General features: G+C 38.8%; 24 protein-coding genes. 11 read left to right on the forward strand and 13 right to left on the reverse strand.

Annotated elements, in window-relative coordinates; genetic code table 11:
- Positions 1–96: 96 nt before the first annotated feature.
- The gene (locus J3U74_RS08385; protein WP_267329060.1) at positions 97–939 is read right to left on the reverse strand and encodes a TonB family protein; all 843 of its coding nucleotides are present in this window, start codon (positions 937–939) and stop codon (positions 97–99) included.
- A gap of 157 nt (positions 940–1,096) precedes the next feature.
- Between J3U74_RS08385 and ispB the strand changes: the two genes are divergently transcribed.
- Both ispB and J3U74_RS08395 read left to right on the forward strand, forming a co-directional pair.
- A complete protein-coding gene (ispB, locus tag J3U74_RS08390; protein WP_267329061.1) occupies positions 1,097–2,083 on the forward strand; it encodes an octaprenyl diphosphate synthase in 987 nt (328 codons plus the stop codon).
- A 172-nt stretch (positions 2,084–2,255) separates the two neighbouring features.
- Complete coding sequence (locus J3U74_RS08395; protein WP_220218232.1) at positions 2,256–3,125, forward strand: EamA family transporter; 870 nt, start codon at positions 2,256–2,258, stop codon at positions 3,123–3,125.
- Between the two features lie 104 nt (positions 3,126–3,229).
- Here the strand turns inward: J3U74_RS08395 and ffh are convergent, their stop codons facing one another.
- Positions 3,230–4,597, reverse strand: a complete 1,368-nt coding sequence (gene ffh / locus J3U74_RS08400; RefSeq protein ID WP_220218231.1) for a signal recognition particle protein — start codon at positions 4,595–4,597, stop codon at positions 3,230–3,232.
- 187 nt (positions 4,598–4,784) lie between these two features.
- Here ffh and J3U74_RS08405 point away from each other — a divergent pair, with 187 nt between their 5' ends.
- The 5 genes from J3U74_RS08405 to galU all read left to right on the forward strand — a co-directional run bounded on the left by J3U74_RS08405 (position 4,785) and on the right by galU (position 9,080).
- Positions 4,785–5,168: a RidA family protein gene (locus J3U74_RS08405; RefSeq protein ID WP_267329062.1), complete on the forward strand. Its 384-nt coding sequence runs from the start codon at positions 4,785–4,787 to the stop codon at positions 5,166–5,168.
- 722 nt (positions 5,169–5,890) lie between these two features.
- Positions 5,891–7,084: an aromatic amino acid transaminase gene (locus J3U74_RS08410; RefSeq protein WP_267328784.1), complete on the forward strand. Its 1,194-nt coding sequence runs from the start codon at positions 5,891–5,893 to the stop codon at positions 7,082–7,084.
- Between the two features lie 30 nt (positions 7,085–7,114).
- Positions 7,115–7,264: an entericidin A/B family lipoprotein gene (locus tag J3U74_RS08415; RefSeq protein ID WP_255556151.1), complete on the forward strand. Its 150-nt coding sequence runs from the start codon at positions 7,115–7,117 to the stop codon at positions 7,262–7,264.
- A 137-nt stretch (positions 7,265–7,401) separates the two neighbouring features.
- Positions 7,402–7,824 carry a hypothetical protein gene (locus J3U74_RS08420; protein WP_267328785.1) on the forward strand — a complete coding sequence of 141 codons (423 nt, stop codon included), beginning with the start codon at positions 7,402–7,404 and terminating at the stop codon, positions 7,822–7,824.
- A gap of 341 nt (positions 7,825–8,165) precedes the next feature.
- Positions 8,166–9,080 (forward strand): UTP--glucose-1-phosphate uridylyltransferase GalU, encoded by a 915-nt coding sequence (galU, locus tag J3U74_RS08425; RefSeq protein WP_220218227.1) that lies wholly within the window; start codon positions 8,166–8,168, stop codon positions 9,078–9,080.
- A gap of 82 nt (positions 9,081–9,162) precedes the next feature.
- Here galU and J3U74_RS08430 read toward each other — a convergent pair whose 3' ends face one another.
- The 5 genes from J3U74_RS08430 to orn form a co-directional block, all read right to left on the reverse strand.
- Complete coding sequence (locus tag J3U74_RS08430) at positions 9,163–10,581, reverse strand: cation:dicarboxylate symporter family transporter (protein ID WP_267328786.1); 1,419 nt, start codon at positions 10,579–10,581, stop codon at positions 9,163–9,165.
- A gap of 186 nt (positions 10,582–10,767) precedes the next feature.
- The gene (locus J3U74_RS08435; RefSeq protein WP_267328787.1) at positions 10,768–12,099 is read right to left on the reverse strand and encodes a CoA-disulfide reductase; all 1,332 of its coding nucleotides are present in this window, start codon (positions 12,097–12,099) and stop codon (positions 10,768–10,770) included.
- Between the two features lie 184 nt (positions 12,100–12,283).
- Positions 12,284–13,270 carry a ferrochelatase gene (gene hemH, locus J3U74_RS08440; protein WP_267328788.1) on the reverse strand — a complete coding sequence of 329 codons (987 nt, stop codon included), beginning with the start codon at positions 13,268–13,270 and terminating at the stop codon, positions 12,284–12,286.
- A gap of 15 nt (positions 13,271–13,285) precedes the next feature.
- Positions 13,286–14,551, reverse strand: coding sequence for a lipid IV(A) 3-deoxy-D-manno-octulosonic acid transferase (waaA, locus tag J3U74_RS08445; RefSeq protein WP_267328789.1), 1,266 nt, complete (start codon positions 14,549–14,551; stop codon positions 13,286–13,288).
- A gap of 5 nt (positions 14,552–14,556) precedes the next feature.
- Complete coding sequence (orn, locus tag J3U74_RS08450) at positions 14,557–15,120, reverse strand: oligoribonuclease (protein WP_267328790.1); 564 nt, start codon at positions 15,118–15,120, stop codon at positions 14,557–14,559.
- Positions 15,121–15,199: 79 nt separating this feature from the next.
- On the opposite strand from orn, the gene rsgA reads away from it, so the two are divergent.
- The gene (rsgA, locus tag J3U74_RS08455; RefSeq protein WP_267328791.1) at positions 15,200–16,228 is read left to right on the forward strand and encodes a small ribosomal subunit biogenesis GTPase RsgA; all 1,029 of its coding nucleotides are present in this window, start codon (positions 15,200–15,202) and stop codon (positions 16,226–16,228) included.
- A gap of 140 nt (positions 16,229–16,368) precedes the next feature.
- Here rsgA and J3U74_RS08460 read toward each other — a convergent pair whose 3' ends face one another.
- Both J3U74_RS08460 and dauA read right to left on the reverse strand, forming a co-directional pair.
- On the reverse strand, positions 16,369–16,917 hold the full coding sequence (locus tag J3U74_RS08460; RefSeq protein WP_220218220.1) for an HdeD family acid-resistance protein: 549 nt from the start codon (positions 16,915–16,917) through the stop codon (positions 16,369–16,371).
- Positions 16,918–17,107: 190 nt separating this feature from the next.
- Positions 17,108–18,781, reverse strand: coding sequence for a C4-dicarboxylic acid transporter DauA (gene dauA, locus J3U74_RS08465; RefSeq protein WP_267328792.1), 1,674 nt, complete (start codon positions 18,779–18,781; stop codon positions 17,108–17,110).
- Between the two features lie 358 nt (positions 18,782–19,139).
- Here dauA and J3U74_RS08470 point away from each other — a divergent pair, with 358 nt between their 5' ends.
- Positions 19,140–20,519 (forward strand): histidine-type phosphatase, encoded by a 1,380-nt coding sequence (locus tag J3U74_RS08470; protein WP_267328793.1) that lies wholly within the window; start codon positions 19,140–19,142, stop codon positions 20,517–20,519.
- Between the two features lie 152 nt (positions 20,520–20,671).
- On the opposite strand, the gene dtd is transcribed toward J3U74_RS08470, so the two are convergent.
- From dtd to rpsT, 4 genes are all read right to left on the reverse strand, one after another.
- Positions 20,672–21,106, reverse strand: coding sequence for a D-aminoacyl-tRNA deacylase (dtd, locus tag J3U74_RS08475; RefSeq protein WP_220218217.1), 435 nt, complete (start codon positions 21,104–21,106; stop codon positions 20,672–20,674).
- An 8-nt stretch (positions 21,107–21,114) separates the two neighbouring features.
- Positions 21,115–21,957, reverse strand: coding sequence for a virulence factor BrkB family protein (locus J3U74_RS08480; protein ID WP_267328794.1), 843 nt, complete (start codon positions 21,955–21,957; stop codon positions 21,115–21,117).
- An 11-nt stretch (positions 21,958–21,968) separates the two neighbouring features.
- Positions 21,969–22,583 carry an SPOR domain-containing protein gene (locus tag J3U74_RS08485; protein ID WP_267328795.1) on the reverse strand — a complete coding sequence of 205 codons (615 nt, stop codon included), beginning with the start codon at positions 22,581–22,583 and terminating at the stop codon, positions 21,969–21,971.
- Between the two features lie 122 nt (positions 22,584–22,705).
- Positions 22,706–22,969: a 30S ribosomal protein S20 gene (gene rpsT, locus J3U74_RS08490; RefSeq protein ID WP_220218214.1), complete on the reverse strand. Its 264-nt coding sequence runs from the start codon at positions 22,967–22,969 to the stop codon at positions 22,706–22,708.
- Between the two features lie 227 nt (positions 22,970–23,196).
- Here rpsT and pgk point away from each other — a divergent pair, with 227 nt between their 5' ends.
- Both pgk and fbaA read left to right on the forward strand, forming a co-directional pair.
- Positions 23,197–24,360, forward strand: coding sequence for a phosphoglycerate kinase (gene pgk, locus J3U74_RS08495; protein WP_267328796.1), 1,164 nt, complete (start codon positions 23,197–23,199; stop codon positions 24,358–24,360).
- A 73-nt stretch (positions 24,361–24,433) separates the two neighbouring features.
- On the forward strand, positions 24,434–25,513 hold the full coding sequence (gene fbaA / locus J3U74_RS08500) for a class II fructose-bisphosphate aldolase (protein WP_220218212.1): 1,080 nt from the start codon (positions 24,434–24,436) through the stop codon (positions 25,511–25,513).
- Positions 25,514–25,622: the final 109 nt, after the last annotated feature.

Genomic DNA, 25,622 nt, shown 5'->3' on the forward strand with positions numbered 1-25,622 from the left:
ATAATGCTTTGGTATCGCTATTATCAGCAAAATGGTGATAATAGCGAACGCTTGAACTGTTTGGGTGTAACTTGTTGGACGATGTTAATCGGATCGTTAATTTAATTTAATGGAACGGTCTCGATTAAAGACGATTTTAATTTTTAAATTTTTGGCCACAATCGGTTTATATTTCCATGTTTTCATGGCATTGATAACCGAACGATTAAAGATGTTATTAGGCTGAGCTTCGATAATTCTGATATTTTCCACTCGTCCGTCGCTGTTGATATCAAATAGTGCAATAACATAACCTTCTAAACGCATATCCAGCGCTCGACGTGGGTATTCGGGTTGATTGCGACTAATTGGCGAAGGATTGCCTGAATATTGTCGGTTTTCTGAAATTTGCGGTGCAACGGCGGTATTGGCAATATTTTGAGTGATTGCTTCCTGACGAACTTGTTGGCGTGACGATCGTTGCGTTGGTTTCGACTCTGGTTTCGGTTTTTGTTTTGGCTTTGGTTTCGGTTTTGGCTCCGGTTCCGGTTCTTTTTTTTCCACTACCTCTTTTTCCGGCAAGGGAATAGGCGTATCAACTACAGGCTCAGGTTCTTTGACAACTTCCGGCTCTTTAACTGGCTCAACCGGTGGCTCTTCAATAGGTTTGTTATCAATAATTTCACTATCTTCAACGCCTTTAATATCCGGCGTGTTTTCAACTAAGGATTGTTGCGGCGCTGCCATTTGGGTAAGATCGACCATTACCGCTTTGATTGAGTTATCCCCTTCATCAATAACAATATCATTGGCAAACAGCGCTGAACTGAATAATAATCCAAATAAACATAAGTGCGTGATGACCGAAAGTGACGTATAGAAATAGCCACCTTGCTTTTTAATTGCAGGTACTTGGGGCGCTTTGTCAGTGTTGATATCGATATTAAAGTTGATCTTCATAACAGTGTTTATTTGTAACTTAAGTTAGCTATTCTAAATGAAAATGCGTATCATTTGTAGCATATTTTTTAAATATGATATACCAATAACTTGTTGCTTAAAAATATTTAGCAGATAATAGAGAGCAAAATCGTAATTATTGGTAGTGGTTATAGGGATGAATGATCCATCAATGAATCAAATTCTTGAACTTGTAAAAGATGACTTAGTTAAAGTTAATGCTGCAATCCAAGCAGAGCTTAACTCTGATGTGGCATTGATTAATCAACTGGGCAATTATATTATTAGCAGTGGCGGTAAGCGCATCCGTCCAATTATTGCTTTGCTAGTTGCAAAGGCACTAAATTATCATGGTGATAAGCATATTATTACCGCTGCGTTTATTGAATTTATTCATACCGCAACATTATTGCATGATGATGTTGTTGATGAATCTGATTTAAGACGAGGCAAATCAACAGCAAACGCCCTGTTTGGTAATGCCGCCAGTGTATTAGTGGGTGACTATATCTATACCCGCTCATTTCAAATGATGGTGCGCACTGGATCATTTAAAGTGTTAACCATTATGTCAGAAGCGACAAATGTCATTGCGGAAGGCGAAGTACAACAGCTGATAAATTGCAATGATCCTAATATCACTAAAGAGCAGTATTTAGAGGTGATTTATCGTAAAACAGCCCGACTATTTGAAGCCACTTCACATTCGGCAGCGGTGTTGGCTGAGGCAAATGAGCAACAAGAGTATGCCTTACAACAATATGGCAAGTATTTAGGCACTGCTTTCCAAATTATTGATGATTTACTTGATTACAGTGCTGACAGTAATCAAAAATTAGGAAAGAATTTGGGGGATGATTTAAACGAAGGCAAACCAACACTGCCATTACTGCATGCCATGCATCATGCGCCAAATGCTGATGACAGGGCAATGATTCGTCAAGCGATTGAGCTAGGTAATGGACGCCATTTGTTAGATCGTATTTTACAGGTCATGGATGCCTGCGGATCATTGGCATTTACCTTAGAAGTGGCACAGCAAGAGGCAAAAAAAGCATTTGATGTGATTGCGATTCTACCTGACTCTCCTTATAAAAAAGCATTGCAGGATCTTGCGTTGTTATCGGTTAAAAGGGATAACTAGTTGTTATGTGTCGTTAAAGATTTAAAAGTGCTGTTTTTCAATTTAATTTAACTGCTTTTACTTTCTCAGCGTTACCAATCTTTTCATCAATTATTTTTTGGTACTGTCATTTATACACACTATCACAGCGTGTGTTATTTAATGGCGGTACCTTTTGAACAAGGTATCATTTATGTTTAAAAGATCTTGGCCAGTTTTATTAATTTTTATTTCAATGATTTCGGTTCAAGGCAGTGCTTCTATTGCTAAATATCTGTTCCCCGTTCTTGGGCCAGAAGGTATGACTGCATGGCGCTTAACCTTTTCATCGGTAATGTTAGCGATGATTTTTAAGCCGTGGCGCAAAGCGATAACTAAGCAAGCTTTGCGGTATATCATCTTATACGGATTGGCAATGGGGTGCATGAATTTAAGTTTTTATAATGCTATCTCACGCATTCCGTTAGGAATTGCTGTTGCCATTGAGTTAACCGGCCCGATTATGGTGGCAATGTTTTCTGGGCGGCGATTAGCTGATTTTATTTGGTTGGGTATTGCGGTAGTTGGTCTGGGGATGTTATTGCCGATTCATCAAGCCTCGAGCGAATTAGATCCGATCGGTATAGTAATGGCATTAACTGCCGGTGCTTGTTGGGCATGTTATATTCTTTTTGGGCGCAAAGCCGGCGCAATACATGGTTCGTCAAGTGTGGCATTGGGCGCAATTATTGCTTCAATACTGTTATTTCCAATTGGTGTTTGGCAAAGCGGTAGTGCGATGTTTTCGATCTCGCTGTTGCCGTTGATTTTTCTCGTTTCGTTGCTGGCGTCTGCAATTCCTTATGGGTTAGATATGGTGGCACTTCCACGGTTACCTGCTCAAACATTTAGTACTTTAATGAGCCTTTCGCCGGTATTTGCCGCTTTTTCGGGATTGATTGTGTTACACGAGCAGTTAACGCATTATCAGTGGTTAGCCATTGGGTTGATTATCTTGTCTTCAATTGGTACCGTGCTGTCTATGAGCCGTCCTACCAAAATCAAATCGCTTAAACAGCAGTAAAATAAAAACATCGCACTATGAATTAATAAAGTGCGATGTAAAATTGAGATAGATTAATTGTTGAGTGGCAAGCGGTTTTTGCTTGCCGATAAGATTAGCCTAATTTAGCGTCGGGGTAATCCCATTCCGCCACCCATAAGGCCTTTCATTTGGCGCATCATCTTCATCATGCCGCCGCCTTTCATCTTCTTCATCATTTTTTGCATATCTTCAAACTGTTTAAGCAGTTTGTTGACATCTTGTACTTGAGTACCGGAACCCTCAGCGATTCGGCGTTTACGTGAGCCTTTTATGATCTCCGGATTAGCTCGCTCTTTTAATGTCATTGAGCCGATAATCGCTTCCATTTTAATGGTGATTTTATCATCCATTTGTGCTTTGATATGCTCCGGAAGCTGACCTACACCCGGCAATTTAGCCAACATGGCGCCCATTCCGCCCATATTGCGCATCTGTTTAAGCTGATCTTGGAAATCGTTAAAGTCAAATTTATCGCCTTTTTTAAGCTTTTTGGCAATTTTCTCGGCTTTTTCACGATCAACATTATTTTGCAGTTCTTCAATCAGAGAGATAACATCGCCCATGCCTAAAATACGTGATGCAATGCGATCCGGATAGAATGGCTCTAAGGCATCGGTTTTTTCACCCATACCTAAGAATTTAATCGGTTTGCCGGTAATGTGGCGAATAGATAATGCCGCACCACCACGCGCATCACCGTCGACTTTGGTCAGTATCACACCCGTTAAAGGAAGTGCATCATTAAAGGCTTTAGCCGTGTTAGCGGCATCTTGCCCGGTCATCGCATCGACAACAAATAGCGTTTCAATTGGGTTGATTGCTTGATGAAGGGCTTTGATTTCATCCATCATCTCACCGTCGATATGTAAACGACCGGCAGTATCGACAATCAGCACATCAAAAAATTGTAATTTCGCATGCGAAATGGCATTGTTAACAATGTTTATCGGTTTTTCTTTAATATCAGACGGGAAAAACGCAACATCGATAGCTTTGGCTAACGTTTCTAACTGTTTAATCGCTGCCGGACGATAGACGTCGGCAGAAACAACTAATACTTTCTTTTTCTGTTTTTCTTTTAAAAATTTGGCTAATTTCGCAACGCTGGTGGTTTTACCGGCACCTTGTAAACCTGCCATTAAAATAACCGCAGGTGGTTGGGTGGCCAGATTGAGCGAGCTGTTGACTTCGCCCATTGCGGCGGTCAGTTCAGCCTGCACAATTTTGATAAACTCTTGACCCGGCGTTAGGCTTTTGCTGACATCTAATCCAACGGCCTTTTCTTTTACTTGGTTGATAAAATCACGGACGACCGGTAGCGCAACGTCAGCTTCAAGCAGTGCCATTCGCACTTCACGCAGTGCTTCTTTAATATTATCTTCAGACAAACGCCCACGACCACTTAGATTGCGAAATGTCTGTGATAAACGTTCGGTTAAATTCTCAAACATATTAACTCTCAATATACGGAAAAATTTTGGTTATCATATCAGAAAATTTAAAGAAGTCCCATGATCATCGTTACCCCTTTGCTTGACACCCAATAGTGTTCCTGTTGAAATGGGCAGAGATAAAAGTAGAATGATTTCAGATTTTTACAATCTAACTGAATGTTAAATCAAAAGGAGAGTATCGAACATGGCAAAAGTAATTAATACCGATAAAGCACCTGCGGCGATTGGACCATATGTTCAGGCAATCAATTTAGGTAATATGTTATTTGCATCCGGGCAAATTCCGCTTGATCCGGCAACCGGGGAAATGCCTGCTTGTGTGAAAGAGCAAACAAAACAGAGTTTAGCGAATGTCAAAGCGATTGTGACAGCGGCCGGTTATCAAGTCAGTGATATTGTTAAAACCACTATCTTTTTAGCCGATATGAATGATTTTGCCGCCGTTAATGAGGTGTATCAAGCCTTTTTCGTCGAAAATAATGCCTCTTTCCCGGCTCGCTCTTGTGTACAAGTTGCCCGAATTCCAAAAGATGCCAAAGTTGAAATAGAAGTGATAGCCGCTAAGTAACTTATCTCGCTTCAGTTAGCACCGTTATGGTGCTAATGCTTGTCAAGAAGTTTCAGAAAATATATACGTTTGAGTATAAAATCTGAATTGAAAATATTTATCCAATAACTAAGCTAAATCGCCAAAGATTCCAAAGTTCAAATAGACGTAAGTACCGACAGGGCAATTTTACAGATATAATCTCATTATTAGGTGTTAATGCTTGTCAAGAAGTTTCAGAAAATATATACGTTTAAGTATAAAAGCTAAATTGCCATAGATTCCAAAGTTCAAATAGACGTAAGCACCGACAGGGCAATTTTACAGATATAATCTCATTATTAGGTGTTAATGCTTGTCAAGAAGTTTCAGAAAATGTATACGTTTAAGTATAAAAGCTAAATTGAAAATATTTATCCAATAACTAAGCTAAATCGCCAAAGATTCCAAAGTTCAAATAGACGTAAGCACCGACAGGGCAATTTTACAGATATAATCTGCATTGTTATATGCTAATCTTTGTCAAGAAGTTTCAGAAAATGTATATGTTTTAGTATAAAACCCGGTTAAAAAACCGTTATTTTCTTTCTCTTTTTTATAATGTTTATTCTCTTGTCACGATTAATTAAAATCTTATTAAATGATTTGTTGTTAAACTGCTATTTAGAGATTGATTGCCAATGAAGTTGGTGTAATAATCTACAATTATCGATTGTCAGTTTATGTGTAATCAGGTTGCAAATATGTTTGAGAAAGTAGAGCCGTATGCCGGGGATCCAATTTTATCATTAGTTACAGAGTTTAATCATGATAACCGTGAAAACAAAGTTAACTTAAGTATCGGTTATTATTATGATGATAATAGTGTGGTACCTCAATTACAGTGCGTTAAGACTGCTCGTGATTATGTTTATCACCATAATCAAGGTGCGCAGTTATACTTACCAATGAGTGGAATGCCCGAATATTGTCAAGCGATTCAAAAGTTATTATTTGGTCAAACGCACAGTGCCTATAAAGATAAACGAATTGCAACTATTCAAACATTAGGTGGATCAGGAGCGCTTAAAGTCGGTGCCGATTTTTTATTTCGCTATTTTCCAGATTCGCAAGTTTGGGTGAGCGATCCGACCTGGGAAAATCATATTGCTATTTTTAGCGGGGCAGGCTTTAAGGTTAATAAATACCCCTATTTTGATTCAGAAACTTGTGGGGTAAATTTTGATGCAATGCTTGAAAGGTTAAATCAGTTACCGGCTAAAAGCATTGTATTGCTACATCCGTGTTGTCATAATCCGACCGGCGCAGATTTGACTAAAGCGCAGTGGGATACGGTGATAGATGTTTTACGTGCACGTGATCTTATTCCTTTTATGGATATTGCTTATCAAGGCTTTGGCGAGAGTATCGAAGATGACAGTTATGCCATTAGAAAAGCCGCAGAAGTTGGTTTATGCGGGTTTGTAAGTAACTCATTTTCCAAAACATTTTCGTTATATGGCGAGCGAGTTGGTGGACTATCTGTTTTATGTGATAATAGTGAAGTAGCAAATCGTGTACTTGGTCAACTTCAAGCGACCGTACGTCGAAATTATTCTAGTCCTGCGGCCTATGGTGCGCAGTTAGTGGCTTACGTATTAAATAATGATGCGCTTAAAGCACAATGGTTTGACGAAGTCGAGTCAATGCGTAACCGTATTGTGACTATGCGTTCAACTTTAGTTCAATTATTGAAAACAGCGGCGCCTAATCAAAATTTTGATTATTTAGTCAAACAGCGTGGCATGTTTAGTTATACCGGATTTTCAGCAGCACAAGTCACACATTTAAAAGATAATTTTGCTGTTTATTTGGTGGGCAGTGGAAGGATGTGTGTGGCAGGTTTGAATCACCAAAATATTCATCGCGTAGCAGAGGCATTTGCTACCTTAAACTAACCGTGTATTAATTATAGAGGAGTATGTAATATGTTCCATAAAATATTAATTTTGGTGTTAGGGATTGTCATGACAACGCTGGTAACTGGATGTAATACATTTAGTGGTGTTGGTAAAGATGTTCAATCAGGCGGTAAAGCGATTACAAATACTGCTGAATCGGTAAGCGATAAATTATAATTAGGATGATAACCATTTTTATAAATAACCCATATTTATAAAAATAATACGTAAAAATGCGATTTATACTTATTTGTATTAGTTTATTTTTTTTGGTTGGGTGCGGTTCGTTAAATTTTCGAACTGCACCTTTAACTATGGAAAACTGCCATTATGCCTCGCTTAATCAGATTCAATTTCAATTAAATCCACTTTCTTCCAATATCACCAGTTATCAGCACATCAATATCGCACCTAGCCGATCCAGTCGGCACTTATCGGCAACTTATGCCGGGATGAAAGGTAAATTAACCGGTAATATTATCGTTCGTCATTATCCTAAAGAGACATTTTGGCGGGCACCAAGTTTATTAGAAAGAGCATCTTTGTATGATGATGGCTATGATGATCTCTACATTAGCCCTGCGCAACGAGCAGCACGTGACCGTAAAGCAAAATTTGTGGCAAGGGAAGCCATTTTACAAAATTGCCAAATTATTTATATCGTGATTGATTCTTTAGCTGAAGATAGTGACAATCCAAAGCTCATTGTTTCACCGGAAGTTTCAATTATTCAGTAAGCTCAATGCACAATGTTAGCAAAGCGAAATAAAACAGGCTGGATTTATGGATGTTAACGTTTGGAATGTGGTGCATTTTTAATCTATCTGTTTTTAGCTATAAATAATAAATTGATTGTTATCGAAATAGTATAAAGATTGTTTTATCATTATATCGATTAGTGAGTAAATTAAGTCAGTCAGAAAAAATATAAAAGTTTAGTAAGAAGTGTTGTTGGTGCGTGTATCTCGATAGCTTATATGCTAAAGTTTATACGTGTTAAACATGCCTTAGTTAATCGTAGCGGTTGTGTACCAAGCATTAACGGTATTGTTAGTTAATTTGTTTTTAAGGAAATAAAATGTCATTAAACTTTGAATCTTCTTTAAATGGAAAAGTGAAAAAAGCAGTTGTTCCGGTTGCCGGTTTGGGTACGCGAATGTTACCTGCAACCAAGGCAATTCCAAAAGAGATGTTGCCGGTGGTTGATAAGCCTCTTATTCAGTATGTCGTAAAAGAGTGTATTGCTGCTGGTATTACCGAAATTATTTTTGTTACCCACTCTTCTAAAAACTCGATTGAAAACCATTTTGATACCAGTTTTGAATTAGAAGCGATGTTAGAAGCTCGGGTTAAACGTCAATTATTGCAAGAGGTGCAAAGCATTCTACCTAAACATGTGACCATTGCCAGTGTTCGCCAAGGTTTAGCTAAAGGGCTAGGGCATGCGGTAATGTGTGCGTATCCTTTAGTTGGTAATGAGCCATTTGCCGTGGTTTTACCCGATGTCATTATTGATGAGTATGACAGTGATCTTGCCACTGATAATTTAGCGGCGATGATCAAAAACTATCATGAAACAAAGCACAGTCAAATTATGGTTGAGCCGGTACCTAAAGAGTTGGTTTCATCTTACGGTATTGTTGATTGTCGTGGTGAAGCGCTATCTGCCGGTAATGTTACCCAAATGTATAGTGTGGTTGAAAAACCTTCAATTGAAGAAGCGCCTTCCAATCAATCTGTTGTTGGACGCTATGTTTTATCTGAAAAAATTTGGCCGTTGCTTGCGAAAACGCCATTAGGTGCAGGCGGAGAAATTCAATTAACTGACGCTATTGCAATGTTACTTGAAGAAGAGCCGGTTGATGCTTATTGCATTAAAGGTCGTAGCCACGATTGTGGTAATAAATTGGGTTATGTCCAAACATTTGTGCAATACGCAATGCGTCATAAAAGTTTAGGCGATGATGTGAAAGCTTGGTTAAAAACGCTTTAATCTCCTAATACGACTGTTGTTACGAGCGTAACAACCAAAAAAAGGACGCAATGTGGCGTCCTTTTTTGTGGCTTACGTTTAATTAGGCGGAATTATCATTGTCCAGTATGACATTAGGATCGTTAAACACGTCCATATCCATTGTTCCCACCTCACGGTCGGTTGCCACAGCCGCTGTCATGGCGCCCGATACGTTGGCTAAAGTCCGTGCCATATCAATAATTGGATCAACAGCCAGTACCATACCGATAAGAGCAAAGTGCTGCGCCATACCCATGCCGGATAAAACCACTGTTGCAGCAACCGTTGCTGTGCCTGGAATGCCGGCAATACCAATTGAGCCAATGACCACAACAATCACTAACATGATGTAAAATTGAAAATTGGTGTCGATTCCCACCATATGCGCCACCATGACCGCCAGTAGCGCCGGGAAAAAGCCGGCACAACCGTTCATCCCCATAGTACTGCCAAGCGAGCCAACTAAGTTAGCTGTACCGCTATTTACACCCATTCGCACGGTTAACGTTGAGATCGTCATCGGTAAAGTGCCAACCGATGAGCGGCTGGTAAAAGCTAACAGCCATGTGCCCAGTGCTTTTTTAATAAACATAACAGGTGAGATACCGTGTAGCATCACAATGGCAATATGCACAACAAGCATAATGAGCATTGCAATATAGACCGCTGCGACAAAGCTTGAGACTTCAATAATGGCAGGAATACCATTTGAAATAATCGTACGTGCCAGCAATGCAACAACTGCATAAGGCATGTATTTGATGATTGTCATGGCAATTGACATGACGATTTTATATAGTGCCTCAATAAAGGTTTTAAATAGTGCAATAGGTTGAGGGTTTTTCTTTTCCATGCGATTAGCTGCCAGCCCCATTAATGCTGAAAAGATAACTAATCCAACAATATTTTCTTTAACCATTGATGCAATAATATTGCTAGGAATAAGATTAACAAAAGTATCAATGATGCTGGTATATTGTTTAGCTTCAGCATGATGTACCGATGTTGAGCTCATTTCACCCAGTTCAAATAAGTTGGCTAAAATAATGCCGACAATACAAGCGATAGCGGTGGTGAAGAGTAACCAAAAAATTCCACGGAAGGCAATTTGTGGCAGGTTTTTTTTGCCGGAAAAATCAATAATCACTTTGACAATTGAGACAAAAATGAGCGGAATAACCAACATGCGAATAAAGGCGATAAAAGCCCGCCCAAACAGACCGTACCAATTGGCGATTTCTTGCATCCATGTCTTCGGGGTTGTTGGGAATCCCGCCATAGCTTGAATGCCTAAGCCAAGCACAGCACCAAGGATTAACCCCACTAACATGCGGATTGAAAAACTGACTTTTTTATTTTGTAATGGTTTTAACACCGCAAAAAAACAGATGAGTAGTAACCCTATACCAATTAATGTTTGATAGTAGGTAATCGATAGGAATTTTTCGAAAAAAACTCCATGAAAAATGGCTTCTGACATAATACCTCCGCCGTTTAGTGATAAATTTAATTATCTAATAATCCTATTTAATAATCAGTCTATTTGTTGAAATGACATGTAGACTAATTGAGCGAAACTATCTGGTTAAGATAGCGGCATGTTCATAACTTGTCTTAAAATCGAAAAGGGGGATAAACACAATTTGCTGTTTATCGGTAACCTTCTCTATTTTGCGATCGAACCTGCAATATTTAAAATGTCCCATGGTCTGGAAAATGGGGGCGCATATAAAAAGTCCATCATGGATAATTCATCGATTTTCATTTTTGCCCAAATAGCGCAAGCCAGCACATTAACCCTTAATGCAGCGCCATGGCCGCCGGCAATTTGTCCGCCTAATATCACTCGGGTATCGGCGTGATAAATCAATTTAGCCACAATCGTGGTTTGTCCGGCGACATAATTACTGTGGTTTTTATCTTTAACCATAACCGTTTTATAGGGAACTTGTGCTTTTATCGCTTCATTTTCGCTCAGACCTGTTCGCCCGGCTTCACTATCAAATACTCTGAGCGCTGAGGTGCCTAACGTGCCCGGGAATTGGGCATTTCCGCCGGCTAAGTTCTCCCCAACGACTTTGCCCAGTTTATTGGCGCTGGTTGCTAAAGGGATATAGACGGTTGATTGGCTTACTCGATGCTCGATTGCGGCGCAATCGCCTGCTGCATAAATATTGGTTATGTTTGTTCGCCCGAAACTGTCGGTAATAATGGCGCCATTGCCCAGCATATTCATGCCAAGGTGCTGATAAATGTGGCTATTTGGCTTAACTCCGGTGGCGATAATGACCAGATCAGCTCGATATTGTCCTTTATCGGTTATGACACCGGTGACAGCGTGTTCACCTTCAAAGCCTTGTACTCGCTCTTGCAAATGTAAATCGCAGTGCTGTTTGATATTGTCTTGAATAATTGCCGTCATTTCGCTATCAAATGCATCGACTAATACTCTGTCATCGAGTTGGATCAGTTTGACTTTTTTCTTTAAAGCGACCAACGATTCGGCAATCTCAAGCCCGATATAGCCAGCACCAACCACAATCACATTAGCAACGTTAGGGTTAGATAGCGCTTGTTTAATGGCTTGACCGTCGTAAAGATCACGTAGAGTAAAGATATTTTTTAGATGACCATTTGAAAAATTTGGCATAATAGGACTTGCGCCAACGGCAAGTAGTAGTTGATCGTAATTGTCATCAAAACTATGACCGGTGCTAAGATCTTTCACCGTCACTTTTTTAGCTTGGGCATCAATAGCAATCACTTCATGGCGAGTTTTGATTTCAATACCGTCTTTTTCGAACTGTTCAGGTGTGCGGGAAATCATTTCGTTGTCATCGTTAAAATGCTCGCCAATAAAGTAAGGCAATCCACAAGCTCCAAACGATACAATATCAGACTTTTCATAAATACGAATTGTTGCATTTTGAGCCATCCGTTTGGCTTTTGCCGCAGCACTTGCTCCGGCAGCTTGAGCGCCAATAATGATTATTTTCATCTATTATTCTCCTTAGTGCTCAGATAGAATCTTATCTATCATCCTATCATAGGTTATAACCTATGGTTAACTTTGATGAAGATTTGGTATCTTTATTAGTCAATTTAAGCTGTCTGTTTCACGCTAAGCTAATAATAACTGACTATTAAATAGTTTGAATTGATGTTGATAGTAACCGATTTTGTCAAGAAGTTTCAGAAACATTATATGTTTTAGTATAATTAATTAAATCTTTGATTAAATCTACCTGTAATTGTTCGTCATTAAGTGCCGGAATATAATGAAATTGCTTACCGCCGGCATCGAAAAACAGTTGCCGATTTTCTTGATCGATTTCATAAATCGTTTCAAGACAATCAACCGAAAATCCCGGGCTGATAACATGCACATTATGTATCTGTTTTTTCGCCATTTCTTGTAACATATCGCAGGTTTTAGGTTTGACCCATTTTCCTTTACCAAATTCCGATTGATAAGCCATATGTATCGGTATGGTGATACCCTTTGCTTGGCATTTTTCAATAAGGAGTAACGTGGTCAGTTCACACCGCTCTATATAATCATCTTGACGTTGGCGGATATATCGCTCCGGAATACCGTGATAAGAAAGTAAAAGTGCTTGTGGCTGACCATGCTCATTGAAAGCCTGTTTTATTTGTAGATATAGGGCTTGGATATAACTTGGATGATCGGCATAATCACGAATATAGTGGATTTTTTGTTTGCTTTTTTCGCTCGCCACAATCTGTCTTAATTTATCTAAAACCGCCAATGTGGTGGTTGTGGAATATTGTGGAAACAGCGGCAATACAGTAATTTTTTTACACGCCTTAAGTTTATTGAATGCGGATTGGATATCTGGTTGACCATACGTCATGGCAAGCTCGCACTGCACATCGGTTAATTGCGATTGTAGTTTGTCGCACAGTAAGCGGCTGTAATGCAGTAAAGGTGATGAGCCGTCGATCCAAATTTTTTGATAATGGTTGATGATATACGGCACTCGTTTAGGTAACACGATATATTTTAGTAGTGGATACCAAAAAAAGGCCGGTAGATCCACCACATGCCGATCCAATAAAAACTCAGTTAAATACTGTTTTATTGCATCCGGTGTTGCGGCGCTAGGGGTGCCTAAATTAACTAGTAATAAACCATGCTTTTTATTCACAAGCAATCCTTATATTTAGCTAAGATATCGGTTAATAATGGCAAGAAGCCGATCTAATGCTCCTTGATTTTGTTTTAAGACTTGATACGCATTTTCGCCAATCTGTTTACGTTTAGTTGGGTGATTTAACAGATCATCTACGGTTAAATAGAGTTCATCTACTGAGTTACGGCAAACAAGCAGTCCATTGGCTGCCTTTAGTTGTTCACAAATAACCTTAAAATTGAAAAAGTGCTCGCCAATAATAATCGGTATATGATGCAAAGCCGGCTCTAACGGATTATGACCGCCGTGCTCAATTAAACTGCCACCGATTAAGGCAATATCCGCAACACCATAAAGCTCCAGTAATTCACCCATGGTATCACCTAATATCACTTGCGTTTGATCGTTTGGCGTTTGATCAGCGCTACGCTTAATATAGCGCAATCGGTTATCGATAATCAATTTTTCTACTGTTTTAAAACGCTCCGGGTGGCGAGGCACTAAAATTAATAACAGATTCGGGTGGTTTTGGACTAAGCGTTTAAATGCCGATAAAATAATTTCATCTTCACCGCTGTGGGTGCTGGCTGCTATCAATACCGGTCGATTTAATTGCCATTGCTGTTTCAACTCAGCAATGCGCTGATGTTGTTTAGCGGTTAAATCAATATCAAATTTTATACTACCGGTAATGGCTAAGTGATCTGCCGGTAAACCTAACTGGATAAATCGTTCGCCGTCTTGCTGATTTTGTGCAGCAACCACACTGATTTTACGCAGTAGGCGACTGATTGCTGAGCCAAGTTTACTGTACCGTTTCGCCGAACGCTCAGAGAGTCGGGCATTAGCGACAATTAAAGGAATATGCCGTTTATAACACTGATTGATAAAATTTGGCCATAGTTCTGTCTCCATAATTATCACCAGCTTTGGTTGAACAGTGTTTAAAAAACGACGAAGCGCACAAGGTAGGTCATAAGGTAAATAAACATGATTAACGCTATCTTTGAGCAGTGATTTTACCCGTTCGGAGCCAGTTGGTGTCATTGTGGTGACAGTAATAGGTAAATGTGGATATTGCTGTTTTAACGCGTTAATTAGTGGCACAGCCGCAATGGTTTCGCCCACTGATACGGCATGCACTAAAATGCCACCGGCTTTGACTTTATTTTGACAAAAACCATAGCGCTCAAGCCAACGTTGACGATAAGCCGGTGCTTTTCGGCTACGCCAAAGAAGCCTTAACCATACCAACGGCTGAATAAGATAGAGTAAAACAGTGTATAAAATTTGCATAGCAATTAATGAGATAAGTTAAAAAAATGTTGGCGATAATAAACTAGCTCAGCAATGGAATCACGAATATCATCGAGCGCTTGATGTGAACTCTTTTTGCTGATGCCTTTTAAAATTTCCGGTTTCCAACGTTTTGCTAATTCTTTCACCGTGCTGACATCTAAATAACGATAGTGAAAATAGCGCTCTAAATCGGGCATGTAGTTGAATAAAAATCGGCGGTCTTGACCAATGGTATTACCGCAAATCGGTGAGCAATTTTCCGGTACCCACTGTTTTAAAAATGCCAGTGTTTGTCTCTCAGCTTGTTGTTCATTAATTTTACTTTGACGCACTCGATCAATAAGTCCCGAGTTTCCATGCGTATTTTTATTCCAATCATCCATTAATGCTAATTGTTCATCTGACTGATAAACAGCAATTACCGGCCCTTCTGCAAGAATGTTGAGGTTTGTGTCGGTAACGATAGTGGCAATTTCGATAATGCGATCAACCGCCGGATTAAGTCCGGTCATTTCAAGGTCAATCCATATAAGATTATTACTATTTGCTTGTGATGGTTTAGTCATAATTTGCGTCAGAAATTTTCTTTTTAGTGCTCATTAGTGTAGCATAACTGTCAATCTCTGTTTTAGCAAAATTAGTGACGTGGCAAAAATACAACTATCAAAAAATCAGAAACGGCGAGTGGCAGCTAAGCACCAACAACGTTTAGCAACGAAGCAAGATGAGAACTTGTCCAACTTTTCATCGCCTTACGAAGGTGTGGTGGTGAGTCGATATGGTAAATCTGCTGACGTTGAAAACGATGCCGGGCTTATCTACCGTTGCAGTATTCGGCGTACATTACCTTCACTGGTGACCGGCGATAGAGTTTTGTGGCGTGAAAGCCTCGAGCCTAATACCAATGGCATCATCGAGGCGGTACATCCTCGCCATTCGGAGCTGGTTCGTCCGGATTTTTATGACGGCGTTAAACCGGTTGCCGCCAATGTCGATCAAATTGTTATTATTTCAGCCGTATTACCCGAGTTATCATTAAATATTATTGACAGATACTTAGTTGCTTGTGAAGCAACCGACATTCGCCCGATTATCGTGCTAAACAAGATCGACTTGCTCAATACCGATGAGCGAGCAGCTGTTGAAAAACAGTTAGCTATTTATAGCAAAATTGGCTATCAAGTGCTGTATGTATCTTGCCAAAATCAACAGGGTATTGCACCTTTACAAGCCGCTTTGCAAGGTAAAATCTCAATTTTAGTGGGGCAATCGGGGGTGGGGAAATCGAGTATTATTAATCGATTGTTACCGCATCAAACGCAATCGGCCATGACAGGTGATGTATCACAACTATCCGGACTAGGGCAACATACCACTACAGCAACCCGACTTTATCATCTACCTAATGGCGGTGATATTATTGATTCACCCGGTATACGTGAATTTGGTTTGTGGCATTTGGAGCCGGAACAAGTGATAGCCGGTTTTATTGAATTTGGTGACTATTTAGGGGGCTGTCAGTTCCGTGATTGTAATCACTTAAATACGCCCGGTTGTTTACTGCAACAAGCCGTCGCTGAAGGGAAAATTGCTTCATCAAGATTAGATAATTATCATCGCATTTTACAATCGATGAAAGAAGTCAAAGCAAAAACCAATAAAAGCTATAAATAGCTAGCTATAAAATAATGGTTGTTGCACTAGCCAGACGTTTGACCGTCGGGTGATTAAAGCGGTGAGGGGGAATGGCTATCATGAACTGTTGCCCACAAACTACCAGTGATTAATGGTGGGCAACAAGTTAATCTACTCTCTTATGGGCGTTTTTTCAGAGCAATACCAATAGCCACATATGCCCAACCTTGAAATATTAAGTCTATCCCTAAGAACATGCCTAACACCCAAAGACTATCATATGGCCAACCGACGATAATCATCACGCCTAAAATTAGTGTAATGATACCTGAGGTTAACACCCAACCCCAACTTGGTAAGTGGCGGTTATTCATGGCGGCAAATATTTGGGTAAAACCACTCATAATTAATAAGATTGAGATAACTAACGTTAATGCAGAAGATACTGCCACCGGTTGGAAATAAGACATTACGCCAATAAAGATATATAAAATCCCCATTATTGCCCATAGCGCAGATTGTCCGAAACCTTTAACCGTAAAAGCATGGACTGCTTGGGCAATACCGGCAATTAAAATTAAAGTTCCAATAAAATAGACGGAAAAAACGGTTGCAATAAACTGGTAGCCTAAGGCTAAGGCACCTAATATCATTAAAATTATACCAATAACAATAAACCAGCCTGATTTTTGTTTAAGCTCTTCAATACTATTTGTGTTTGATATCATGTTAATTTCCTATTTTATAATTGATTTATGGTTGTTAATAACAGTATTTTTCATTTCATATTTAACGTTGTTACGCCTTGAATCTGAATTGAAAAATACTAATTGATAACGTAAAGACACGATAAATAGCAAGATTAAGTGCATTTAAATTGTACAAAAATCACTCAGCATAATAAAGCGAATTGTAAAATTAATTTTTATCTTTCAGTGCTTCATCTAGTGTTGAGTAAAACATTAATTTATTGGGAATAGGTAAAATTTTGGCACGTGCCAACGTTTTTAACGGTTGAAATTGTAATTCACAAATCGATAAATTTACCTGTTCGGGCAGTTCATCGATAAAATGTATTAATGCATTAAGTCCACCTGCATCGAGTATTGGCACCGCATCCCATTGTAATACGATATTTTCGTATCCATTTATTTTTTGGTACAGTTCCAAAAATGTTCGCTCAGCAGCAGCAAAAAATAGTGGACCACTAATACGAAGAACTAAGGTTTTATCATCACTTCGGTTAAGTTCAACTAAGCGAGTCATGCTGGCAATGCGACGCATAAAGAGAATTGAAGCAAGCACAATGCCTAATGTTATAGCAATGACCATATCAAACAATACCGTCAATGACATGCAGATAAGCATGATTAATATATCATCTTTAGGCGCACGTTTGATAATATAAATTACTCGCTGAACAGCGCTCATGTTCCATGCCACAATTAACAGTAAAGCCGCCATTGCCGAAAGGGGTATAAACGACAATACTGGCGCAAAACAGACCAGCGCCAGTAAGACAATGACTGAATGCAATACGGCCGCAATTGGTGATGTCGCACCCGCTTTTACATTTGCCGCTGAGCGTGCAATTGCGGCGGTTGCTGAAATGCCACCAAAAAATGGTGCAATAATGTTGCCCAAACCTTGACCAATTAGCTCATTATTTGAGTGGTGTTTGGTGTGGGTCATCTCATCTAACACAACTGCGCAAAGTAGTGATTCGATCGCACAAAGCATTGCCATTGTTAAAGCGATTGGCGTAAGGGCAGAAATCGTTGACCAATCCCATTTAAAATCGGCATGTTGCCAAGGTAAGATTAATTCCGGTAACACAGACGGTATACCATGACCGATAGTGTTGTCCGGTAAAGTATAGCTAAATTTAGATCCTATTGTTTCAATATGACAATTAAATTGATTTAAAATAAACATCACTATCATGCCGGCAACCAATGCCGGTAAGTGACCGGAAATTTTTACCCTCAGTTTTGGCCATACAATTAACACAACTAATGTCACTAAACCGACTAAAGTATCAGCCAGATTAATTGTTGGAAAAGTTTTAACCAGTTCGATCACTTTGCCGACATAGCTTTCCGGCATATGCTCAAGGGTTAATCCAAAAAAATCTTTGATCTGCATGGTGGCAATGGTGATTGCAATTCCGGAAGTAAAACCTAATACCACTGGCAAAGGAATATATTCAATTAAGCGCCCTAAACGAATTATCCCCATTAAAATAAGAAAAAAACCGGAAAGCAGGGTGGCAACTAAGAGTCCGGATAAGCCATACTGCAACGAAACCGGATATAAAATAACCACAAATGCCGCAGTCGGGCCTGAAACACTAAAGCGTGAACCGCCAGTTATGGCAATAACAAATCCTGCAACAATTGCCGTATATAGACCGTGTTGAGGGGGAACACCACTAGCGATAGCTAACGCCATGGCGAGCGGTATAGCAATAATACCAACAGTAATGCCTGCAATTAAGTCTTTAAAAAAACGTGTTGTGGTATAAGGGGTTTTAATACATGATGATATTAATGCACTGCTAATTAGCGTTCCGGAAAAGCCATATAATTTCATTATCTTTTAATCAATTAGTGAGGTATAACTTGAATACTAATAAGATAATCTTTTTTAAAAAAATTAAAAGAGTGTTGTGAAAATAAAATCTATTTTGTAATTAAATAAAGTGAATAAATTTAGCTTTGGAGAGTAAAAAGCTGAGGATCGACAAAATGGTATTTGATTAAAACTATTTGCCGTTTAATTTAATGAATCAATCAGCCGTGGTAAATAATATTGTTTTATTAAATCGCTTGTTTAGCGCCACTTTTCGCTTTAATCTATTACCGAGTACTTTCTTAACTCGTCACTATTAAAAAATAAAAACTACCCTCTCTTTTTATCACTTGTCTTGCATGATTTGTAGGAGCGATTTATGGTGTTTGCAAAGCAGCAATTTTTTAAACATTCATTTAAAGCGATAGGATTAATTATGTTACTTGCTTTATCTTCATCGGTGTTTGCGCTTGCGCAATTAGCTGGCTCAAAATCGGCTTATCAATATGATAATCAGCAAATGCTAACGCCGGCACCAAAAGGCTATAGTGCATTTTATATCGATCATGTTGGTCGGCATGGTTCACGCTATATCAGTAAAGCAAAATATGAAGATATTGCCTATAGTGTTTTAATATTGGCAGAAAAAAATAACCAGCTAACCCCAGCAGGTAAAGCGTTAATTACTCAAGTTGCTGCTATTAAACAGCTCAATAATAAGCACTATGGTGAGCTGACCGATCTTGGTCGCAACGATATTGCGTTAATTAGCAAGCGCATGCTAGCCAATAATCCAACCGTATTTAAAGGGCAGAAGATCGAGGTGCTCAGCTCAACGTCATCAAGAGCAAAACAGACCGCTCAAATTTTTATGCAAGCTTTTCAAGCCCTATATCCTGATATTGAAATAGCCACTCAGCCGGAAGATCAGCAATTTTTACTGCGCTTTTTTAACTATGCGCCGGCTTACGATGAATATAAAAAAAGCGGTCTTGTTAAACAGGCTTTAACATCACTTGAGCATGACCCAAAAACGATTGAAATTAGTCGAACGGTAGGCAAAAAAATCTTTACTGATGCGTTTTTATCACAGTTAAATGAAGGTATCTCAATTAATGATAAATCGCCGATTAAGACGGAAGATTTTGTGATTGCGCTTTTCCAACTTTATCAAGAGTTGTTAGCATTACCTTCACAGGTATTAGTCGATAATCATCTTGATTTTGATGATTATTTTTCAGTAGATGATAACGCATGGCTAAATACCGTTGTCACAGCTAAAAACTATCTGCAAATTGGTCCGGCGTGGGATGCAAATGGTATTCAAATTAAAATCGCTGCGCCGCTATTATGGGATATGTTAACAAGTGCCGATAAAGCCATTGAAAATGGTCATATTGATGCCAATTTACGCTTTGCTCACGCTGAAACTGTCTCGCCGTTAGCCACATTACTAGAAATCGAAGGGGCGGCAACGGTGGCTGCATCAATTTTTGATTATCCAAACGTTTGGCAAGCCGATAAAATTGTGCCCATGGGCGCCAATATTCAATGGATTTTTTATCGTAGCGAGCAGGCTAACCAACCGATACTGGTGAAGGTATTATTAAATGAGCGAGAAGTTCATCTGCCAATTAGCACCGTCAATTATCCTTACTATCGTTGGGATGAGGTTAAACAGTTTTATACCGACAAGCTCAATAAATTGGGCTTAATGCAAAACCAAAATATGATGAAAATGTTACAAAATTTGCAGTGATTTGACCGCTGCCAAAGCGGTTTTGTCACCGTTTCGCTAAATTTTGTGACAGAAAGATAATGTTGCCTAACCAACACGTTATTCTATCAGTGTTGGTTTTAATGGGTGGATTTTTAACTATTGGTAAGATTTAAGGCGTTTTAATCAGATGATCACACTTGTAGCCAAAAAGTGACCGGGCCGTCGTTAATTAATGCCACTTGCATATCGGCGGCAAATTGACCGGTTTGGGTGTTTATCTGTTTTTGGCATTGTTCTACAAAAAATTGATAGAGTTGGTTGGCTAGTTGTGGGTTAGCACCTTTAGTAAAGCTCGGACGCATCCCTTTTTGGGTATCGGCCGCTAAAGTAAATTGGGAAACCACTAACACTTCGCCATTTACTTGACTGACATTCAAATTCATTTTACCGTCACTATCACTGAAAACCCGATATCCCAGCACTTTTTCACATAAACGTTTGGCTTTTTGTTCGTCATCGCCTTGTTCAACGCCAAGTAAAATAAGTAAGCCATGCTTAATCTGTCCAACAATGTGATCATCGATAGTAACAGAAGCTTGTTTAACACGTTGAATTAAGGCGATCATAATACGATTTACTCCGGTTGAGGCTGGTTTTCAAAGGGCTGCTTTTTTTGTCGATTAAATTCTGTCAATGTTGCGGCAAATTCTGCGCCAAAAAGTACAATGCACCAGGAGCAGTAAATCCAAACCAGCATGATAGGAATCGACGAAACAACACCGTAAATAAGTTGATAAGTTGGGAAGGAGGTCACATAAAGTGCAAATGCGCGCTTTCCTAATTCGAAAAGTATTGCTGCCACAATTGCGCCAATCATCGACTCTTTAAGTGGTACCGATTCGGTCGGAATAATGCTATAAAGTAACCAAAATCCAACCACAGAAATCAAAAACGGTAATATACTCAGTAAAATATTACTGGTGGCAGCGACGGATAACCATTTAAGTGAAAATATATAATAACTTACTGCCACACTTGATCCGACTAAAATCGGCCCCAATGTTAAAATCGTCCAGTACATGGTTAAGTTGTACATAAACGAGCGTTTACGCTTAGTTTTCCAAATATGGTTAAGTGCTGTATTAATAGTGTTGATTAATAATAACGAAGTGACTATTAAGCCAATGACCCCAGCAAAGGTCATCTTTTTGGTGTTGGCGATAAACTGTTCAAGATAATTTTGTATCGTATCACTGGCGGTAGGGACAAGGTTACTGTAAATTAATTTTTTTAATGAAAGGCTTATTTCATCAAACATTGGGAAAGCAGAAAGCAAAGAAAAGATGACAGTGATAAGCGGAACTAAAGCCAAAATCGTAGTGTAAGCAAGCCCGGCTGCTGAAGTGGTCAAGCGGTCATGATTAAGGCGAGACCACAACATCATCGAAAAGGACTGTATTTGTTTGAGTATATTCATATAATTTCTTATTAGTTAGAAATAATACAATTATTGATCCCATTACCTTTTAATGAATTTAGTGCTTTCTCTGCGTTACTTTTACTGGTATATGGGCCGACGGTAACACGATACAACTGTCCAGAGGCAATATTACCACTTATTCCAATCATAGCAAGTTGTGCTTTTAACGTATCAGCATTCGCTTTTTCTTTAAAGGCTCCGCATTGTAATAACCATTTATTTGCATCTTTGCTATCTGTTGCCGATTGAGAAGACGTAGTCGGTGGTTTTGGCTGTGATGACGTTGTTGGAACATTACGGGAATTATTCACAAAACTGTCTAAGATCTGTTGTCTTTCGCTGGCAATTGCGTTAGTACCAGGATTAGCGTTTGGTGTCTCTAACTCTTTAAGATACGTCCAGCGTTCTTGCGGTTTTTCTGGCAAGGTTATCGCCGGTGGTTCCGTTTTTACTTTAGGTGGCTCAACGGGTTTGTTGGGATGATTATTCGAAACAAAATATAAAATAGCAGAAAATAGCGCAATAATAATGATTGCAAGAAAAATCATTAAACCGGAAAAGCTTTGTGATTTATTTTTTTTTGTTTGGCGCTTTTTTTTTCTCACATAATCACGCTGAACCACAATATACTCTCTTGTATTTTAGTTAATAATTATTAGATGAGTAGTTTACAAATAAAAAAAGTGGCTTACACCACTTTTTTTTAATTTTCTTTAACTTTAATAGTTAACAGATCAATAAAACATTACGCTAATGCTTTAATCTGTTTAACTAAATTCGCTTTATGACGTGCAGCTTTATTTTTGTGGATTAAGCCACGAGCTGCTTGACGGTCAACAACTGCTTGCATGTCTTTGAATGCTACTTCAGCTGTTTGTTTATCACCAGCTGCAACAGCTGCGTAAACTTTTTTAATATAAGTACGCATCATTGAACGGTTACTAGCATTATGTTTACGGCGTTTTTCAGATTGAACCGCACGTTTCTTAGCTGATTTGATATTAGCCAAAGTCAACTCCCAAGTTTAGAAAAAAATTACATATTAATAAGGCGGCAAAATATGCCTGATTTTCTGCCTATTGTCAATGGCGTTGTACAAAAAAAATTAAGAATTGCTATTTTTTATCATTATGATAAATGTTTACTATTCAGCCAATAATGGCTATAACCTAATTAGAAATTTTATGTTAGAATAGTGAAAATTTTATTATATCTATATTTATAAGAGGAAGTCTCATGTCTATTATTAGAATGCAAGATCTTGATCTAAAAGGAAAACGCTTATTTATTCGCTCAGATCTTAATGTGCCAGTCAAAAATGGTAAGGTAACCTCTGATGCACGTATTAAAGCATCATTACCAACTATTGAAGAAGCAATTAAAAAAGGCGCTAAAGTAATGGTTACTTCACACATTGGGCGTCCAACGGAAGGTGAATATAACCCAGAGTTTTCATTACAACCTGTAGTTGATTACTTAAAAGAGCATGTTTCTTTCCCTGTACGTTTAGTTAAAGATTACTTAAACGGTGTTGATGTTAAAGAAGGCGAACTTGTTGTGCTTGAAAACGTTCGTTTTAATGTGGGTGAAGGTAAAGATGACGAAGCTTTATCAAAAAAATATGCGGCACTTTGTGATATCTATGTCATGGATGCATTTGGTACTGCTCACCGTGCGCAAGCTTCAACTCATGGTGTTGGTAAATTTGCCCCGATCGCTTGTGCCGGTCCTTTATTAGCCGCCGAACTTGATGCGTTAGGTAAAGCGCTAGATAATCCAGCTCGCCCAATGGTTGCAATTGTTGCCGGTTCAAAAGTATCAACTAAATTAACTGTACTTGATTCTTTATCAAAAATTGCCGATCAAATTATCGTTGGTGGTGGTATTGCTAATACTTTCATCGCAGCAGAAGGCTACAATGTTGGTAAATCACTTTATGAAGCTGATTTAATCCCTGAAGCGAAAAAATTAATGGCTAACTGCCATATTCCTGTCCCGACTGATGTGCGTGTTGCAACTGAATTTAGCGAAACAGCAACAGCGACTGAAAAATCAGTTGCCGATGTTAAAGAAAATGAACAAATTCTTGATTTAGGCGACAAATCAGCTGAAGCATTAGCCGACATTATCAAAAAAGCCAAAACGATCTTATGGAATGGCCCTGTAGGCGTATTTGAGTTCCCTAATTTCCGTCGTGGTACTGAGATTGTTGCTAAAGCAATTGCTGATAGCGATGGCTTCTCAATTGCTGGTGGTGGTGATACATTAGCTGCGATTGATTTATTTGGTATTGAAGATAAAATCTCTTATATTTCAACTGGTGGCGGTGCCTTCCTAGAGTTTGTAGAAGGTAAAAAACTTCCTGCTGTTGCAATGCTAGAAGAGAGAGCAAAAGCGTAATAGTTTTCTATATGAAGGATGAGTCAATCACTCATCCTTTAATTTTTATATAAATAAATTTATAGGTATTAAAATGGCTACAAAGATTTCTGATGTCGTTAAACCTGGTGTTGTAACCGGTGATGATGTTCAAAAAGTGTTTCAAGTTGCTCGTGAAAATAATTTTGCATTACCCGCTGTTAACTGTGTTGACACTAATACAATTAATGCAGTAATTGAAACTGCGGCTAAAGTTGGTTCTGCTGTTATCGTTCAATTCTCTAACGGTGGCGCTCAATTTATCGCAGGTAAAGGATTGAAATTAGATGGGCAAGAAGCTGCTGTTTTAGGTGCGATTTCTGGTGCTAAACATGTTCACCTTATGGCTGAAAAATATGGCGTGCCTGTTATTGTTCATACTGACCATTGTGCAAAAAAATTATTACCATGGGTTGATGGATTACTTGATGCTGGCGAAACGCATTTTGCTAAAACCGGTAAACCACTATTTTCTTCACATATGATCGATCTATCTGAAGAGACATTAAAAGATAATATTGATATTTGTTGTCAATATCTTGCTCGTATGTCTGCAATGAAAATGACATTAGAACTTGAATTAGGTTGTACTGGTGGTGAAGAAGATGGTGTTGACAATAGCCATATGGATAGTTCAGCACTTTATACTCAACCAGAAGACGTTGCTTACGCTTATGAACGTTTAAGCGCAATTAGCCCACGTTTTACCATTGCGGCTGCATTCGGTAACGTACATGGTGTTTATAAACCAGGTAATGTTAAATTAACGCCAAAAATTCTTGATAACTCTCAAAAATTTATATCAGAAAAATTCAATTTACCTGAAAAATCACTAAACTTCGTATTCCATGGCGGTTCTGGCTCTACACCAGAAGAGATTGCTGAAGCAGTAAGTTACGGTGTTGTTAAAATGAACATTGATACTGATACTCAATGGGCTAACTGGGCAGGTATCTTAGAATATTATAAAGCGAACGAAGCTTACTTACAGGGTCAATTAGGTAACCCTGAAGGTGCCGATGCGCCAAATAAAAAATACTATGATCCACGCGTATGGTTACGTAAAGGTCAAGAGTCTTTAGTTTCACGTTTAGAACTTGCATTTAAAGAGCTTAATGCAGTAAACGTACTTTAACTTATTGTTTTTAAACATATTAACTTAAGGCAGGGTGATAGCCCTGCTTTTGGTTTATCCTTTAATAAATAAAACTTGCATTTTTTTATTTGTTGTAGGATAATTCTGC

It is taken from the genome of Gilliamella sp. B3892, assembly GCF_026536305.1.
In the GTDB taxonomy this organism is placed as follows: Bacteria; Pseudomonadota; Gammaproteobacteria; order Enterobacterales; family Orbaceae; genus Gilliamella.

Excerpts from the sequence above, each read along its gene's own strand:
- J3U74_RS08385 (WP_267329060.1), bottom strand. The coding sequence starts at position 939 with ATGAAGATCAACTTTAATATCGATATCAACACTGACAAAGCGCCCCAA.
- ispB (WP_267329061.1), top strand. The coding sequence starts at position 1,097 with ATGAATGATCCATCAATGAATCAAATTCTTGAACTTGTAAAAGATGAC.
- J3U74_RS08395 (WP_220218232.1), top strand. The coding sequence starts at position 2,256 with ATGTTTAAAAGATCTTGGCCAGTTTTATTAATTTTTATTTCAATGATT.
- ffh (WP_220218231.1), bottom strand. The coding sequence starts at position 4,597 with ATGTTTGAGAATTTAACCGAACGTTTATCACAGACATTTCGCAATCTA.
- J3U74_RS08405 (WP_267329062.1), top strand. The coding sequence starts at position 4,785 with ATGGCAAAAGTAATTAATACCGATAAAGCACCTGCGGCGATTGGACCA.
- J3U74_RS08410 (WP_267328784.1), top strand. The coding sequence starts at position 5,891 with ATGTTTGAGAAAGTAGAGCCGTATGCCGGGGATCCAATTTTATCATTA.
- J3U74_RS08415 (WP_255556151.1), top strand. The coding sequence starts at position 7,115 with ATGTTCCATAAAATATTAATTTTGGTGTTAGGGATTGTCATGACAACG.
- J3U74_RS08420 (WP_267328785.1), top strand. The coding sequence starts at position 7,402 with ATGGAAAACTGCCATTATGCCTCGCTTAATCAGATTCAATTTCAATTA.
- galU (WP_220218227.1), top strand. The coding sequence starts at position 8,166 with ATGTCATTAAACTTTGAATCTTCTTTAAATGGAAAAGTGAAAAAAGCA.
- J3U74_RS08430 (WP_267328786.1), bottom strand. The coding sequence starts at position 10,581 with ATGTCAGAAGCCATTTTTCATGGAGTTTTTTTCGAAAAATTCCTATCG.
- J3U74_RS08435 (WP_267328787.1), bottom strand. The coding sequence starts at position 12,099 with ATGAAAATAATCATTATTGGCGCTCAAGCTGCCGGAGCAAGTGCTGCG.
- waaA (WP_267328789.1), bottom strand. The coding sequence starts at position 14,551 with ATGCAAATTTTATACACTGTTTTACTCTATCTTATTCAGCCGTTGGTA.
- orn (WP_267328790.1), bottom strand. The coding sequence starts at position 15,120 with ATGACTAAACCATCACAAGCAAATAGTAATAATCTTATATGGATTGAC.
- J3U74_RS08460 (WP_220218220.1), bottom strand. The coding sequence starts at position 16,917 with ATGATATCAAACACAAATAGTATTGAAGAGCTTAAACAAAAATCAGGC.
- dauA (WP_267328792.1), bottom strand. The coding sequence starts at position 18,781 with ATGAAATTATATGGCTTTTCCGGAACGCTAATTAGCAGTGCATTAATA.
- J3U74_RS08470 (WP_267328793.1), top strand. The coding sequence starts at position 19,140 with ATGGTGTTTGCAAAGCAGCAATTTTTTAAACATTCATTTAAAGCGATA.
- dtd (WP_220218217.1), bottom strand. The coding sequence starts at position 21,106 with ATGATCGCCTTAATTCAACGTGTTAAACAAGCTTCTGTTACTATCGAT.
- J3U74_RS08480 (WP_267328794.1), bottom strand. The coding sequence starts at position 21,957 with ATGAATATACTCAAACAAATACAGTCCTTTTCGATGATGTTGTGGTCT.
- pgk (WP_267328796.1), top strand. The coding sequence starts at position 23,197 with ATGTCTATTATTAGAATGCAAGATCTTGATCTAAAAGGAAAACGCTTA.
- fbaA (WP_220218212.1), top strand. The coding sequence starts at position 24,434 with ATGGCTACAAAGATTTCTGATGTCGTTAAACCTGGTGTTGTAACCGGT.